Annotated in this window: 12 protein-coding genes; 8 read left to right on the top strand and 4 right to left on the bottom strand. The window is 63.0% G+C overall.

All coding sequences use genetic code 11. From position 1 onward, the window contains the following. The first annotated feature begins 16 nt into the window (after positions 1-16). The 3 genes from hflK (at position 17) to AMK00_RS14340 (ending at position 3989) form a co-directional block, all read left to right on the top strand. Positions 17-1111, top strand: coding sequence for an FtsH protease activity modulator HflK (gene hflK / locus AMK00_RS14350; protein ID WP_064803727.1), 1095 nt, complete (start codon positions 17-19; stop codon positions 1109-1111). A 5-nt stretch (positions 1112-1116) separates the two neighbouring features. Further along, the gene (hflC, locus tag AMK00_RS14345) at positions 1117-2073 is read left to right on the top strand and encodes a protease modulator HflC (protein WP_064810790.1); all 957 of its coding nucleotides are present in this window, start codon (positions 1117-1119) and stop codon (positions 2071-2073) included. Between the two features lie 203 nt (positions 2074-2276). Continuing rightward, entirely contained in the window at positions 2277-3989 is a 1713-nt protein-coding gene (locus AMK00_RS14340; RefSeq protein WP_064810789.1) for a DegQ family serine endoprotease, read from the top strand. A gap of 148 nt (positions 3990-4137) precedes the next feature. Here the strand turns inward: AMK00_RS14340 and serB are convergent, their stop codons facing one another. Then, on the bottom strand, positions 4138-5028 hold the full coding sequence (serB, locus tag AMK00_RS14335) for a phosphoserine phosphatase SerB (RefSeq protein ID WP_064803721.1): 891 nt from the start codon (positions 5026-5028) through the stop codon (positions 4138-4140). On the opposite strand from serB, the gene miaA reads away from it, so the two are divergent. Further along, a complete protein-coding gene (miaA, locus tag AMK00_RS14330; RefSeq protein ID WP_189637609.1) occupies positions 5027-5923 on the top strand; it encodes a tRNA (adenosine(37)-N6)-dimethylallyltransferase MiaA in 897 nt (298 codons plus the stop codon). The two genes, serB and miaA, sit on opposite strands and share 2 nt — an antisense overlap. 32 nt (positions 5924-5955) lie before the next feature. Here the strand turns inward: miaA and pdxR are convergent, their stop codons facing one another. Next, on the bottom strand, positions 5956-7434 hold the full coding sequence (gene pdxR, locus AMK00_RS14325; RefSeq protein ID WP_189637638.1) for a MocR-like pyridoxine biosynthesis transcription factor PdxR: 1479 nt from the start codon (positions 7432-7434) through the stop codon (positions 5956-5958). A gap of 95 nt (positions 7435-7529) precedes the next feature. Between pdxR and AMK00_RS14320 the strand changes: the two genes are divergently transcribed. After that, positions 7530-8144, top strand: a complete 615-nt coding sequence (locus tag AMK00_RS14320; RefSeq protein ID WP_012484454.1) for a LysE family translocator — start codon at positions 7530-7532, stop codon at positions 8142-8144. A gap of 20 nt (positions 8145-8164) precedes the next feature. Then, the gene (locus AMK00_RS14315) at positions 8165-9091 is read left to right on the top strand and encodes a dihydrodipicolinate synthase family protein (protein ID WP_064810787.1); all 927 of its coding nucleotides are present in this window, start codon (positions 8165-8167) and stop codon (positions 9089-9091) included. Here the strand turns inward: AMK00_RS14315 and AMK00_RS14310 are convergent. Further along, positions 9076-11115 (bottom strand): ATP-binding protein, encoded by a 2040-nt coding sequence (locus AMK00_RS14310; protein ID WP_064810786.1) that lies wholly within the window; start codon positions 11113-11115, stop codon positions 9076-9078. The genes AMK00_RS14315 and AMK00_RS14310 overlap by 16 nt on opposite strands. 322 nt (positions 11116-11437) lie before the next feature. Here AMK00_RS14310 and AMK00_RS14305 point away from each other — a divergent pair, with 322 nt between their 5' ends. Continuing rightward, positions 11438-13228 carry an acetolactate synthase 3 large subunit gene (locus tag AMK00_RS14305; RefSeq protein WP_064810785.1) on the top strand — a complete coding sequence of 597 codons (1791 nt, stop codon included), beginning with the start codon at positions 11438-11440 and terminating at the stop codon, positions 13226-13228. A gap of 26 nt (positions 13229-13254) precedes the next feature. Continuing rightward, positions 13255-13827: an acetolactate synthase small subunit gene (ilvN, locus tag AMK00_RS14300; RefSeq protein ID WP_011426035.1), complete on the top strand. Its 573-nt coding sequence runs from the start codon at positions 13255-13257 to the stop codon at positions 13825-13827. A gap of 196 nt (positions 13828-14023) precedes the next feature. Here ilvN and AMK00_RS14295 read toward each other — a convergent pair whose 3' ends face one another. Further along, positions 14024-14872: an aldo/keto reductase gene (locus AMK00_RS14295; RefSeq protein WP_064810784.1), complete on the bottom strand. Its 849-nt coding sequence runs from the start codon at positions 14870-14872 to the stop codon at positions 14024-14026. Positions 14873-14938 lie beyond the last annotated feature (66 nt).

Below are 14938 nucleotides of genomic sequence, written 5' to 3'. Positions count from 1 at the left end.
GAATAACGAGGTTTTGATGCCCTGGAGCAATCAGAATGGCGGCGGCGGCCCTTGGGGCGGCGGCGGTAACAATCAGGGACCATGGGGCCAGGGGCCGAACCGCCCGCGTGGCGGCAAGGGCGGACCGCCCGATCTGGAAGACATCATCCGGCGCGGCCAGGATCAGCTGCGCAATATCGTTCCCGGCGGTTTCAATGGTGGCGTGGCAACGATCGTCGTGGCGATCGTTGCCGTTTTCTGGCTGATTCAGTGCGTCTACACCGTCCAGCCGGACGAACGCGGCGTCGAGTTGCGCTTCGGCAAGCCGAGAGAAGAAATTTCCATGCCCGGCCTGCATTTCCGCATCTGGCCGATGGACGCGGTCGAGATCGTGAAGGTGACGGAGCAGCAGCAGAATGTCGGCGGACGCAATAACAGCAATTCGACGGCTGGACTGATGCTTTCCGGGGACCAGAACATCGTGAACGTGCAGTTCTCCGTGCTCTACACGATCAACGACCCGAAATCCTATCTTTTCCGTCTCGAAAATCCGGCTGAAACGCTACAGCAGGTTTCCGAAAGCGCCATGCGCGAAATCGTCGGCCGGCGCCCTGCTCAGGATGCCTTTCGTGACAATCGCGGACCGATCGAGACCGAAGTGCGCAACATCATCCAGGATACGATGGATCGCTACGGCGCCGGCATTGCGATCAACCGCGTGACGATCGAGGACGTCGCGCCGCCGCGTGACGTGGCCGATGCCTTCGAGGAAGTGCAGCGTGCCGATCAGGACAAGCAGCGCCTCGTGGAGGAGGCGAACCAATACGCCAACCAGAAGCTCGGCCAAGCCCGCGGTGACGCGGCCCGCATCCGCGAAGCCGCAGCGGCCTACAAGGACCGGATCGTCAAGGAGGCTGAAGGTGAAGCGCAACGCTTCGTTTCGATCTACGACGAATATTCCAAGGCTCCTGACGTGACGCGGGAGCGGCTGTTCCTGGAAACCATGGAACAGGTGCTGAAGGGTTCCAAGAAAGTGATTATCGACCAAAAGGCCGGCGCCGTGCCCTATCTGCCTCTCAACGAGGTCGGCAGGCCGACGCAGCAACAGCAGCAGCAGCAACAGGGAGGCTGAGACCCATGTCGAACAGACTTCCCGTAATTCTGATCCTCCTGGCGGTCGTGCTGGTCGGAATCTATTCCTCGGTCTTCGTCGTGACCGCCCGCGAACAGGCTATCGTCGTTCGCTTCGGTGAAATCCAGTCGGTCAAGACCGACCCAGGCATCTACTTCAAGCTGCCTTTCGCCTTTGCCGATGCCGACAGGGTGCAGTACGTGCCGAAGCAGGAGCTGCGCTTCGATCTCGACAATATCCGTGTCCAGGTTTCCGGCGGCGCCTTTTATGAGGTAAATGCCTTCCTCATCTACCGCATCAACGACGCGCGCCGTTTCCGTGAAACGGTATCGGGCGACAGGGAGGCGGCGGAAGCGCGGCTTCGCACGCGCCTCGATTCCGCCTTGCGCAGGGTCTACGGCGTGCGCAGCATCGAAGCCGCGCTCTCCCGGGAACGCGTGGCGATGATGCTCGAGGTGCGCAACGAGCTGCAAGCCGATGCGGAGACGCTCGGAATCACGCTCGACGACGTGCGCATCAGCCGGACGGACCTCACTCAGGATGTTTCCGAGCGCACCTATAACCGCATGCGGGCCGAGCGACTGGCGGAGGCCGAACTGCTGCGGGCGCAGGGCACCGAAGAAGGCCAGCGCCGCCGCGCCGTCGCCGACCGCCAGGTCGTCGAGCTGACTGCGGACGCACAGCGCGATTCCGAAATTCTGCGCGGCCAAGGAGATGCCGAACGCAACCGCATCTTCGCCGAGGCCTTCTCAAGGAACCCGGGTTTCTTCGAGTTTTACCGTTCGATGGCAGCCTATTCGGCGGCGCTTTCATCGCAGGACACAACGCTGGTCCTGTCGCCGGATTCGGAATTCTTCCGCTATTTCAACAAGGCTGCCGGCGCCGCGCCGGCCAGCCCGGCTGCGTCGGCTCCCGCAACGCCCGGAACAACCGCTCCGGCGCCAGCACAGCCGGCGAACTGAAAAACACTGGGATCTGTTTCCCTGCAAGATCGAGAAAGGGTCGGCCCAGCGCCGGCCCTTTTCGATTTCGAGAGCCAAGGCCGGGCTTTTGTGACGGTCCGTCAGATTGCACGGGGATTTCGCGAAAAGGTGATTTCACCCTCCATCATTCCGCCTTATGCTGGTGCTGAATATGCGCATTTACCCCCTTATGAGGAAGCTTGATGGCCCCCACGATTCGCTTGCCCTTCAGACGAACGCTCGCGCTTCTGGCCAGCGCCACCATCCTGGCGCAAGCCGGCATGAGCGGGATTGCTTTTGCGCAAACCACGCCTGAAACAGCAGCGCCAGGGGTTGCCGCGCCTGTTCCGGCTGCTCCCACGCCACCTGCATCTGCCGCGCCGCAGCAGACGCCATCGGTTCAGACCGTCGTGCCGACCAACGGTCCGGCTTCCGTTGCCGATCTCGCCGAAGGCTTGCTCGATGCCGTGGTCAACATCTCGACCTCGCAGAACGTGAAGGATGACGAAGGGGTCGGTCCGGCGCCGCGCGCCCCTGACGGGTCACCATTCCAGGAGTTCTTCAACGACTTCTTCAACAAACAGCAGGGCAACAAAGGCCCCAACCATAATGTCAGCTCGCTCGGGTCCGGTTTCGTCATCGATCCGGCCGGCTATATCGTCACCAACAACCACGTGATCGAGGGCGCCGACGACATCGAGGTCAATTTCGCCAACGGCTCGAAGCTCAAGGCGAAGCTGATCGGCACGGATACGAAGACCGATCTTTCGGTGTTGAAGGTCGAGCCGAAGACGCCGCTGAAATCGGTGAAATTCGGCGATTCCAGCGAGATGCGCATCGGCGACTGGGTGATGGCGATCGGCAATCCGTTCGGATTCGGCGGTTCGGTGACGGTCGGGATCATTTCCGGGCGCGGCCGCAACATCAATGCCGGCCCCTACGACAACTTCATCCAGACGGATGCGGCGATCAACAAGGGCAATTCCGGGGGGCCGCTCTTCAACATGAAGGGTGAAGTGATCGGCATCAACACGGCGATCATCTCGCCGAGCGGCGGCTCGATCGGCATCGGCTTCTCGGTACCGTCCGAACTTGCTTCCGGCGTCGTCGAGCAGTTGCGCCAGTATGGCGAGACGCGGCGCGGCTGGCTCGGCGTGCGCATCCAGCCGGTGACCGACGACATCGCCGACAGCCTCGGGCTCGACACCGCCAAGGGCGCACTGGTCGCCGGCGTCATCAAGGGCGGCCCCGTCGACGACGGCTCGATCAAGGCGGGCGACGTCATTTTGAAATTCGACGGCAAGGCGGTCAATGAAATGCGCGACCTGCCGCGCGTCGTGGCGGAAAGCACGGTCGGAAAAGAAGTCGACGTCGTGGTGCTGCGCGACGGCAAGGAGCAGACCGTCAAGGTGAAGCTCGGCCGGCTCGAAGACAGCGATCAGGCGGCATCCGGCGATGCAGCGCCCGATGGCTCGCAGGACGGCGTGATCACCCCTGATCCCGACGAGAACAACGATATGGATCAGCCGGATACCGGCGATCAGGCAGCGCCCGCACCGGGCGCACCGGCGCCGGACCAGCACCAACAGGGCCAGGTATCGCCGGATGCGGCCACGCCGAAGAACGTGCTCGGATTGTCGCTGTCGCTCCTCAGTCCCGAAACACGCAAGGCTTTCGGCATCGCCGAAAGCGTCGACGGCGTCGTCGTCACGGAGGTGGAGCCCGGCTCCGCCTCGGCCGAAAAGGGGTTGAAGCCAGGGGACGTTATCGTCGAGGTGGCGCAGGAGTTCATGAAATCCCCGGATGCGGTCGCGGCCAAGGTGAAATCGCTGAAACAGGAAGGCCGTCGCAACGCCCAGCTGATGATCGCATCGGCAAACGGCGATCTGCGGTTCGTGGCGGTGCCGATGGAATAGGAGAACTGCGGCGGTGGCGACTAGGTGCCGCCTTCCTGTTCTCGCTCAACCTCTCCTCCCTCATTCCTGTGACAAGCATAGGGTGAGGGCGGAGAGGGGGTGCCGCGCCGCCTTTGTTATACATCCGTCTTCTGTTGAAATCGGACGTTCAAGCCGTCACAAAATCGGTCTTCCGGTAACCCTGGATATAAAGCAGCGCCGTCAGGTCGGCGTGATTGATGCGCATCTGCGCCTGAGCGGCGACGGTGGGCTTGGCGTGGAGGGCGACACCGGAGCCGGCGAGCTGGAGCATGCCGAGATCATTGGCGCCGTCGCCGACCGCGATTGCCTCCTGTGGCGAAATGCCGAGGTTTGCTGAAATCTCGTTCAGCGCATCCACCTTTGCCTGCTTGCCGAGGATAGGTTCGGCGACGAAGCCGGAGAGAATGCCATCCTCGTCCAGCAGCGTATTGGCGCGGTTTTCGTCGAAGCCGAGGGTGGCGGCGATGCGGCTGGTAAAGACGGTGAAGCCGCCGGAGACGAGAGCGGTGTAATGACCTTTCGCCTTCATCGTGGCGATCAGCTCCGGCCCCCCCGGCGTCAGTGTGATGCGCTTGGCGATGACCTCGTCGACAACCGAGATCGGCAATCCTTTCAGGAGGGCGACGCGCTCACGCAGGGCGGGCTCAAAGGCGATCTCGCCATTCATGGCGCGGGCGGTGATGTCGGCGACCCTCTCCTTCAGGCCGACTTCGGCGGCGAGTTCGTCGATGCATTCCTGGCCGATCATCGTCGAATCCATGTCGGCGATCAGCAGCTTCTTGCGGCGGCTGTCCTGCTCCTGGATGACGAGGTCGATGGGGGCGCTCGATATGACGGCGAGAAGATTGGCCTCGGCGGCTTGCGCATCCGTGCCGTCGCGCAGTGCAATGTCGCAGGCAACGCCGTCGGCCAGCCAGTAGAGGCCGGAAGCGGTTACTGCCTCAGCCGCTTGTTCGGCGATGCCAGGAGTAAGCACAGGATTTGACGGATTGGCAACAAGCGTGGCAACGAGGGCCATGATGGAAAACCTTCTGAGCGTGGAGAACGCGATCCTGATAACCGGGCCGACCGCCAGCGGCAAGTCCGCGCTTGCCGTCGAATTGGCCAAACGCCACGACGGCGCGGTCGTCAATGCCGACAGCATGCAGGTCTACGATACGCTGCGAGTGCTGACCGCGCGTCCGTCGGAAGAGGAGATGCAAGGCGTGCCGCATCATCTCTACGGCCACGTGCCGGCGGGGGCCGGTTATTCCACAGGCGCCTGGCTGCGCGATGTCTCGGCGCTTTTGCCGGCGCTCAGAGCCGCCGGGCAGCTACCGGTTTTCGTCGGCGGCACGGGGCTTTACTTCAAGGCGCTGATCGGCGGTCTCTCCGACATGCCGGATATTCCCGAGGCCCTGCGGGAAGAATTGCGGACGCGACTCGTGGAGGAGGGGCCGGACGCGCTTTACGCCGAGCTTTCCGACGTCGATCCCGCGATGGCGGCAAGCCTCAACCGCCAGGACGGCCAGCGCATCGTCCGGGCGCTGGAGGTGATCAAAGCGACGGGACGCTCGATCGCTGATTTCCAGGGTCGGTCAGGGCCTGTGGTGATCAATGCCGACGAGGCCCGCAAAATTGTCGTTCTGCCGGACCGGGCGGTGCTGCATGCCCGCATCAACGACCGTTTCGAAAAGATGCTGCAACAGGGTGCGGAAGACGAGGTAAAGGCGCTGCTTGCGCTCGGCCTGCCGGCCGACGCGCCTGTCATGAAGGCCATCGGTGTGTCGCAGATCGCGGCGATGCTGAAGGGCGAGATGACACGCGATGAGGTGCTGGAGCAGGGGGCTGCGGCGACGCGGCAATATGCCAAGCGGCAAATGACCTGGTTCCGCAATCAGATGGACGAGAGCTGGGAGCGGCTGGCCCTATAATGCGTAAGCCCGGGCCTCCGCTTCAGGTGCGGTTACGCGCCGCGCACCTGCAGCAGTTTGGCGAGTTCGCCCACCGCCGCCTGCAGTTGCTCCTGCGGAAAGCCGCCGAAACCCAGCATCAGTCCGGGGCGTCCCGGCTGCGCGCCATACATGGGGGAGATCGCCCGCACTGCGAGGCCGGCCGCAAGGGCGCGCGCTGCCAGTCCCATGTCGTCGGCGTCCGCCGGCAGCCATAGAAGGATGTGCATGCCCTGATCGCTCGGCTGAACATGGCACCCTTCCGGCAGAACCCGCTCGAGCGCCGCCAGCAGAACAGCGCGGCGTTCGGCATAAAGGCCGCGAATGCGCCTGATATGCGCCTCGAAATAGCCTTCCCTCATATAGGCGGCCAGAACGCGCTGTTCTGATATCGGCGAATGCCGGTCAAGAATGGCGCGTGCGCCGGCGAAGGCTTCTGCGAGCGGCGCCGGCGCGATGACGTAACCGAGCCGCAACGACGGAAAGAGCACCTTGCTGAATGTGCCGAGATAGATGACGCGCGACGGACGCAGCCCCTGCATGGAGGGGAAAGGGTGTCCGGCATAACGCAGTTCGCTGTCGTAGTCGTCCTCCACGATCCAGGCTCGGTTCTGGTCGGCCCAGGCGATCAGAGCGTTGCGCCGCGCCATGCTGAGCGGCATGCCGATCGGATACTGGTGCGAAGGAGTGACGAATGCGGCGCGCGCTTCTGGACACAGTTCAAGGCCGCGTTCCACATTCATTCCTTGTGCATCGACCGGAATTCGATGCGTCCGTACGCCGAGATCGTCGAGCACCGCCGTCAGGCCGGGATAAGCGGGATCCTCGGCCCATACCGGGTCGTCATGCGACAGAAGAACCCGGCCAGCCATATAGAGACCCTGCTGCGTGCCTGACGTAACGATGACCTGCTCGGGCTCGCAATGAACGGCCCTTGCGCGGCGGACGTGGCCGGCGATGGCGATGCGCAGTTCGAGCACACCCATCGGATCATGGTAGCCCGACGGTGCGGCCTGCCTTGAGGCGCGCATTCGATTGCCGAGACGGCGCCAATTGTCGTCGGGCGCGATGCCGGAAGCGGGCACGGCAATAGCGAAGGGAACGGGCGGGTGAGGGGTCAGCGCACGGGCGATCGAGATCAGCCGTGCAGCCGGGGCAGGCAGGTCGATCGCCTCTGCGGCCGCCGGCGCGGGCGGTGGCGGCGGCAGTGCCGGCGCCATGTCCGTCAGGGCGGCAGCAACACGGGTTCCCGCGCCCACTCTCGCCTCGAGATAACCTTCGGCGGTTAACTGGTCGAAGGCTTCGACGACGGTGCCGCGGGCGATCTTCAAAGAGGCGGCAAGGCTACGCGTCGAAGGAAGGCGCTCGCCCGGCCGCAACTCGCCGCAGGCAATGGCGTTCCGCAGGGCCTGTGCAAGCCGGCGGCCGACATGGGCCGTTCTGTCGATCCCATGGAGAGACGGAATTTCGATGGTCGCCCGCCGCTTCGACATTGCAAAATGGTCCATGAAGATTCTTGAAAATGGCGCTTCATGATGAACCAATTTTAGAAGAGAAGGAAGGCCTCAGCGACTTCTGGAAAGCGGACATGCAGGATCTTCTCGTCGTCTATATCGCCTATATCGTCGCAGCCGGAAGCCCGGGACCAAGCAACATGGCGATCATGAATGTCGCGATGAGCCAAGGACGCCGACCGGCCCTGGCGCTTGCCGCCGGCGTGATAACGATGTCGACATGCTGGGGACTGATTGCCGTCACTGGCATTTCGACATTGCTCGTTGGCTATGCTCATGCCCTGTTATTCCTCAAGATCGCGGGCGGGCTTTACCTCCTCTGGCTCGCCTGGAGGGCGGCTCGCTCGGCGGCTGCCGCGGATGCGCCGGCACGCAAACTGGCGCGGCCGTCGACGGACTTGGGCGTGCTCTACCGCCGTGGGATCCTGATGCATCTCGGAAACCCCAAAGCGGTTCTGGCCTGGGTCGCGATCATGTCGCTCGGCCTCAAACCGGGCGCTTCGCCCGAGATGGCGGTGACGGCGTTCGGCGGCTGTGTGCTGTTCGGCATATCGATATTCGCCGGTTATGCCCTGCTGTTTTCGACAGCGCCGATGGTGCGCGGCTATGCCAGGGCGCGCCGCTGGATCGAGGCAAGCCTCGCGGTGTTCTTCGCGGGCGCCGGATCGCGCCTGCTGTTCTCAAACTGACGCTTTTTCAGGATCACATCATGTCTTGGGCTTCTCCATTTCATGGCCTTTCGGCCTTTCCGGCAACGCCTGCGAATATCGATGGCCGTGTCGACACCGAAGCCCTCGGCCGCCTTCTGGAACGCTTGTGCGAGGCGGGCGTCGCCTCTATCGGACTTCTCGGCAGCACCGGGATCTATGCTTACCTCACGCGCGAGGAGCGGTTGCGCGCCGTCAAGGCCGCGGCGGAATGCGTCGCCGGCCGTATTCCCCTCATCGTCGGGGCCGGGGCTCTCAGAACGGACCACGCCGTGGGTCTTGCCAGGGATGCCGAGGCGGCCGGTGCGGATGCTCTTCTGCTGGCGCCGGTCTCCTATACGCCGCTGACGCAGGAAGAAGCCTATGAGCATTTCCTGGCGGTCGCGAAGGCAACGAAGCTGCCGGTCTGCATCTACAACAATCCCGGCACGACCCATTTCACCTTCAGCCGGGAGCTTCTGCAGCGCCTCTGCGATATCGAAACGATCAAGGCGGTGAAGATGCCGTTGCCTGCTGACGGCGATTTGCCAGGCGAACTTGCCGCCTTGCGGGAGAAGACCGGTCTCGCGATCGGCTATAGTGGCGATTGGGGTGCAGCCGACGCGCTGCTTTGCGGCGCGGACGCCTGGTACAGCGTCATCGGCGGTTTGCTGCCGCGCACGGCTCTCGGCCTGACCAGGGCCGCCATGGCGGGGGATGTCGATGAGGCCCGCCGCCTCGACAAGCTGTTCGAACCCCTATGGCAAATCTTCAAGGCATTCGGAAGCATTCGCGTCGTTTACATGCTGCTCGAGCATCTCTCGCTCGCCCGGGCGGAGCTTCCGCGACCGCTTTTGCCGCTGAAATCAGCGGATCGTCAGCGTGTGCTCGATGTCGTCGAGCCGCTGATCGCCCTGGAGGGCGGTCAGAAGGCTCAATCCTTGTTGTAAAGGCTGCTCAGCGGCTTTTTCAAAATGCTTTCGCGCAGCGATGCGCCGGGTTCCCGGCGGGTGATGGCCGGTTGATCCGCCTGCGGCGCAGGCCGCGGAAAGATCGGTTCCTCGCGGCGCATCTCGCGGCGCAGTGCGTCGAGCCGAGGATCGACGGATGGAGGTGCTGCCGGGTCCAGCCGCGGCGTCTGCGGCAGCAGTTCGCGCCGGTAGGATTCGAGAGGCGCTGAAGCCGGCGGTGGCGAGGCCGGTGGAGGCGGGGCGTAGGGCTTGGCCTCGAGATGCTCGTCGGCGTCATTCTCCTCGTCGGAACCCGCCGTCGATGCGCCGAAGCTCTGCTGGAAGTTCGAAATGTCGGGCGCGACCGTCACCGCCCGCATGCGGGTGACGATCTTGCGCAGATCGACCGTATCCGGATCTTCCTCGCTGTGCTTGCTGTTGGCGCTGGCAGCCTTCGGGAGCAGATTTTCCTCGACTCGGGAAAAGCGCATGCGCATCGGCACGCTGATCGCCTCGCCGAAGGCGATCGCCTCGCCATTGCCGATCGACGAGATGAAGCTTGTCGTCGAGATCGACGAATTCGGGATGGCCGAGCGGATGATTTCCTGGTCGCGGTCGTTGGCCAGGCGCATGGCAAACAGCGTCGAGCACTGCGACAGGATCGTCTGATCGAGCTCGCCCGGCCGCTGGGTAATGATCCCAAGCGAGACGCCGTATTTTCGGCCTTCCTTGGCGATGCGGGCGATTGCCTGACGTGTCGGCACGAAACCGAGGCTGGGATCGGAGGGAATGTAGCGGTGGGCTTCCTCGCAGACGACCAGCATGTGGATGGCGCCGTCGCTCCAGAGGGCCACCTCGAAGGCCATGCGGCAGAGCACGGAGGCGACCGAATTGACCACTTCGGAAGGAATGCCGGCAAGCTGGAAGGTGCAGATCGGCCTGCTGTCTCCGGGAATGCGGAATATCTGCGCGATGGTGTCGGTGATCGTGTCGCTGATCGTGTTGTTGGAAAACATGAAGTGATAGCGCGGATCGTTGATTGCGGCGATGAGGCGCATCTTCAGCGAACGCAGGGCGGGTTTTTCGGCGCGGCCCTCGAGGCGGCCGATGCGCTCGTCGATCAGGGCCAGGAGATCGGCCATGCGATAGGGAACCGGCGTATCGGCGGTAATCGAGCTCTTTTCCGTGGTGCGGCGCACCAGTGAGTTGTCGCTGCCGCGGAAGGCGCGCTTGGCCTCCGGCATGATGTCGCGCAGCATGTCGAGCTCTTCGGGCACTGGTGGGCGGCCGCGGAAAACGACTTCCGCGAACTCTTCGAGCCGCATCAACCAGAAGGGCAGGTCGAGCGTATCGGTATCGATGGTAACGGCGTGCTTGGGAAAGGCGGCGGCGAATTCGTTGTGCGGATCGAGGATCAGCACGCGCAGCTTCGGGTCGGCGGCAATCGCCTTGTGCAGCAGCAGCGACACGGCCGTCGATTTGCCGACGCCGGTGGAGCCGACGACGGCGAAATGCTTGGAGAGCATCGAGGGGATGTGGATGGCCGCATCGATGGTTTCGTCCTGCGTCAGCTTGCCGATCACGGCTGTTGTGCCTTCACCGGCATCGTAGATGCGCATCAGGTCGGCGGCTCGGATGCGATGGGCGATGGCGCCGAGATAGGGGTAACGCGAAATGCCGGTCGAGAATTCTTCGCGACCGTCCTCGTCGACTCGGACTTCGCCGAGAAGCTCGGTCTCGATCCTGAAATAATTGTCCTCGCCTTCGCCCCAGGCATGGCTGCCGGTGTTCATTTGATAGACCAGGGCGACGACACGGTTACGGCCGACGCTGATCGAAATCAGCCGACCGACGGACCAGAGTTCGGTGAGATCGGTGCCGCCCTGTTCGGCGACGGCGGCAATGGTCGCCCTGGAGCCGCTGCATGCAACGACGCGGCCGAGAAAGCGATTTCCCGGCGTATGGCCGTCGCGTCGATCGTGCTCGCCTGCCTTGCCAGACATGCGCAAGTCGTTGTTGAGCAAAGGCTACTCCCTGCGGTAGCGTTAAAGGATAAAGTCGATCCTTTAACAAATCCTTCATCCTATCGATTTTGGGAGGCGCGGGCGCGGGGCAGTTTTTTATTGCGGCATGCGTTGACGCTGCGAAATTTTCTGTCTATCACTTCCCGCCATGAAAATCGCAACGGCTCTTATCGTGGTGGGAAGGCGCATGGGCAGGATGGTGTAACCATCCGGCGATAGCCACCCATGCGCTAGATGACAGGCTCCTCCGGGGCCTTTTTTTGTGCCCGAAATCGGGCTCCCGGCCACAAACTCAAATCCCAGCATCAAACGGAAAAGACAGATGAGCACGGACAATCAGGCGGCAGGCAATCGGATGACGGGGGCGGAGATCGTTCTCAAGGCGCTGAAGGACAACGGCGTCGAACATATCTTCGGCTATCCCGGCGGCGCGGTCCTGCCGATCTATGACGAGATCTTCCAGCAGGACGAGATCAAGCACATCCTCGTTCGCCATGAGCAGGGGGCAGGCCATGCGGCCGAAGGCTACGCCCGCTCCACCGGCAAGGTCGGCGTCATGCTGGTCACGTCAGGTCCTGGCGCCACCAATGCGGTCACGCCGCTGCAGGACGCGCTGATGGATTCGATCCCGCTCGTCTGCCTGACCGGCCAGGTTCCGACCCCATTGATCGGCTCCGACGCCTTCCAGGAATGCGACACGGTCGGCATCACCCGGCCCTGCACGAAGCACAACTGGCTGGTCAAGGACGTCAACCAGCTCGCCGCCATCATTCACGAGGCCTTCCGCATCGCCCAATCCGGCCGTCCGGGCCCCGTCGTCGTCGATATTCCGAAGGACGTGCAGTTTGCGACCGGCACCTACACGCCGCCCGCCGATTACCCGATCCAGAAGAGCTACCAACCGAAGATCCAGGGCGACCTGAACCAGGTCCATGCGGCGATCGAGCTGATGGCGAATGCGCGCCGTCCGATCATCTATTCCGGCGGCGGCGTCGTCAATTCCGGCCCCGAGGCCTCCAAGCTGCTGCGCGAACTGGTCGAGCTGACCGATTTCCCGATCACCTCGACGCTGATGGGCCTCGGCGCCTATCCTGCTTCAGGCAAGAACTGGCTGAAGATGCTCGGCATGCACGGCTCCTACGAGGCCAACATGGCGATGCATGATTGCGACGTCATGGTCTGCATCGGCGCCCGCTTCGACGACCGCATCACCGGCCGCCTCAACGCCTTCTCGCCGAACTCGAAGAAGATCCATATCGATATCGATCCGTCCTCGATCAACAAGAACGTCCGCGTCGATATCGGCATCCGCGGCGATGTCGGCCATGTCCTCGAAGACATGGTCCGCCTGTGGCGGGCGCTGCCGAAGAAGCCGGAGAGGAACCGACTCGAAGGCTGGTGGAGCGATATCGCCCGCTGGCGGGCGCGCAATTCCTTCGCCTATACGAAGAACAACGACGTCATCATGCCGCAATATGCGTTGGAGCGGCTCTTTGCGCATACCAAGGACCGCGATACCTACATCACGACCGAAGTCGGCCAGCATCAGATGTGGGCAGCACAGTTCTTCGGCTTCGAGCAGCCGAACCGCTGGATGACCTCGGGCGGCCTCGGCACGATGGGCTACGGCCTGCCGGCGGCCCTCGGCGTGCAGATCGCCCATCCCGAGAGCCTCGTCATCGACATTGCCGGCGACGCCTCGATCCAGATGTGCATCCAGGAAATGTCGACGGCGATCCAGTACGACGCGCCGATCAAGATCTTCATCATGAACAACCAGTACATGGGCATGGTGCGCCAGTGGCAGCAGCTGCTGCACGGCAACCGCCTGTCGCACTCCTATACGGAGGCGATGCCCGATTTCGTCAAGCTGGCGGAAGCCTATGGCGCAGTCGGCCTGCGCTGCGATAAGCCGGATGAGTTGGACGATGCCATTATCGAGATGATCGAGGTCAAGAAGCCGGTCATTTTCGATTGCCGCGTCGCCAATCTCGCCAACTGCTTCCCGATGATTCCCTCGGGCAAGGCGCATAACGAAATGTTGCTGCCCGACGAAGCCACTGACGAAGCGGTCGCCAATGCGATCGACGCCAAGGGCCGTCAGCTCGTCTAAGAAAAAGTCAGAGGAACCCCAGGACCATGAACGCACACCTTCAGCCCACGGGCTCTGCCTATTTCATCTCTCCGGAAACGACCGCAGTCGAGAGCCACACGCTCTCGGTTCTCGTCGACAACGAGCCCGGTGTCCTTGCCCGGGTCATCGGCCTGTTCTCCGGCCGCGGCTACAATATCGAGAGCCTCACCGTCTCCGAGACCGAGCACCAGGCGCATCTGTCCCGCATCACCATCGTTACCCGCGGCACACCGCATGTGCTGGAGCAGATCAAGGCGCAGCTCGAACGCATCGTGCCTGTTCACCGCGTCGTCGACCTGACGGTGCGGGCTCGCGAACTCGGCCAGGACCGCCCGATCGAGCGGGAAGTGGCGCTGGTCAAGGTGATCGGCGAGGGCGAAACCCGCGCCGAGACGCTGCGGCTTGCCGATGCTTTCCACGCCAAGGTGGTCGACGCAACGATCGATCACTTCATCCTTGAGATAACAGGCAAGTCGTCCAAGATCGACCAGTTCATCGCGATCATGAAGCCGCTTGGCCTGATCGAGGTCTGCCGCACCGGTATTGCGGCGATGAACCGTGGTGCGCAGGGGATGTGAGCCTGCTACCGCCGTCAGGTCCGTGCCATAAGCTGCCCCTCACCCTAACCCTCTCCCCGTAAACGGGGCGAGGGGACGTGCCAAACACAACGTTGAGGTGGATGAAGCCGGTGCGGCATACCCCCTTCGCCCCGCAAGCGGGGAGACGGTGGCGGCAGCCGGATGAGGGGCTTTTTAGCTGGGCAGCCGCTGTAGATCACAGCATCTCCAGCGGCTTTTTCCTGACCGGTGGCGGGAAGGCGGCGTCGAGCGCCCGCCAATCCTCCTCGGTGATATCAAGCGAGACACAGTCGCGGTTTTCGCGAACGCGTTCGGCATTCGAGGTCTTCGGGATGGCGATGACGCCGTCGCGTTTCAGGAGGAAGGCGAGCGCCAATTGGGCCGGTGTCGCCTGGTAGGCCTTGGCGATGTGAATTAGTTCCGGATGATGGAGGACGTGTCCCTGCTCGATTGGCGAATAGGCCATAACGGGGATGCCGCGGCTCCGGCACCAGGGCAAAAGGTCGAACTCGACGCCGCGGCGGGTGAGGTTATACAGCACCTGGTTGGCGGCGACATTGGCGCCGTCGGGCACGCCAAGCAGTTCCTCCATGTCGTCGGTATCAAAGTTGGAGACGCCCCAGGCGCCGATCTTTCCGGAGGCCTTCAGCATCTCGAAGGCGGCGACGGTCTCGGCGAGCGGATAGTTGCCGCGCCAGTGCAGGAGATAGAGATCGATACGGCCCGTGCCGAGGCGTTCGAGGCTGTGTTCGCAGGCCTCGATCGTGCCTTTTAGGCTGGCGTTCCAGGGGTAGACCTTGCTGACGATGAAGACCTCGTCGCGCCGTCCTTTGACCGCCTGGCCGACGATCTCCTCGGCGCCGCCGTCGCCATACATTTCGGCGGTGTCGATCAGCGTCATGCCGAGATCGATGCCGGTTCTGAGGCTTTTGATCTCGGCCCTGGCATGGCCGGCATCCTCGCCCATGGCCCAGGTTCCCTGGCCGAGTGCCGGCACGGCTATGCTGTTCGGAAATTTTACGGAGGGGATGGGGTCGTCCTGCATGGCTCTTCTTCCTGCTCAAGAGATTGGGCCGCTTCGCCATCTTTCAAGTAATCCTGTCACCGTGAC

This window comes from Rhizobium sp. N621 (assembly GCF_001664325.1).
Taxonomy (GTDB): domain Bacteria; phylum Pseudomonadota; class Alphaproteobacteria; order Rhizobiales; family Rhizobiaceae; genus Rhizobium; species Rhizobium esperanzae.
The sequence above is the reverse complement of the archived record's forward strand: the minus strand, read 5'-3'. Positions and strand labels throughout refer to the sequence as shown.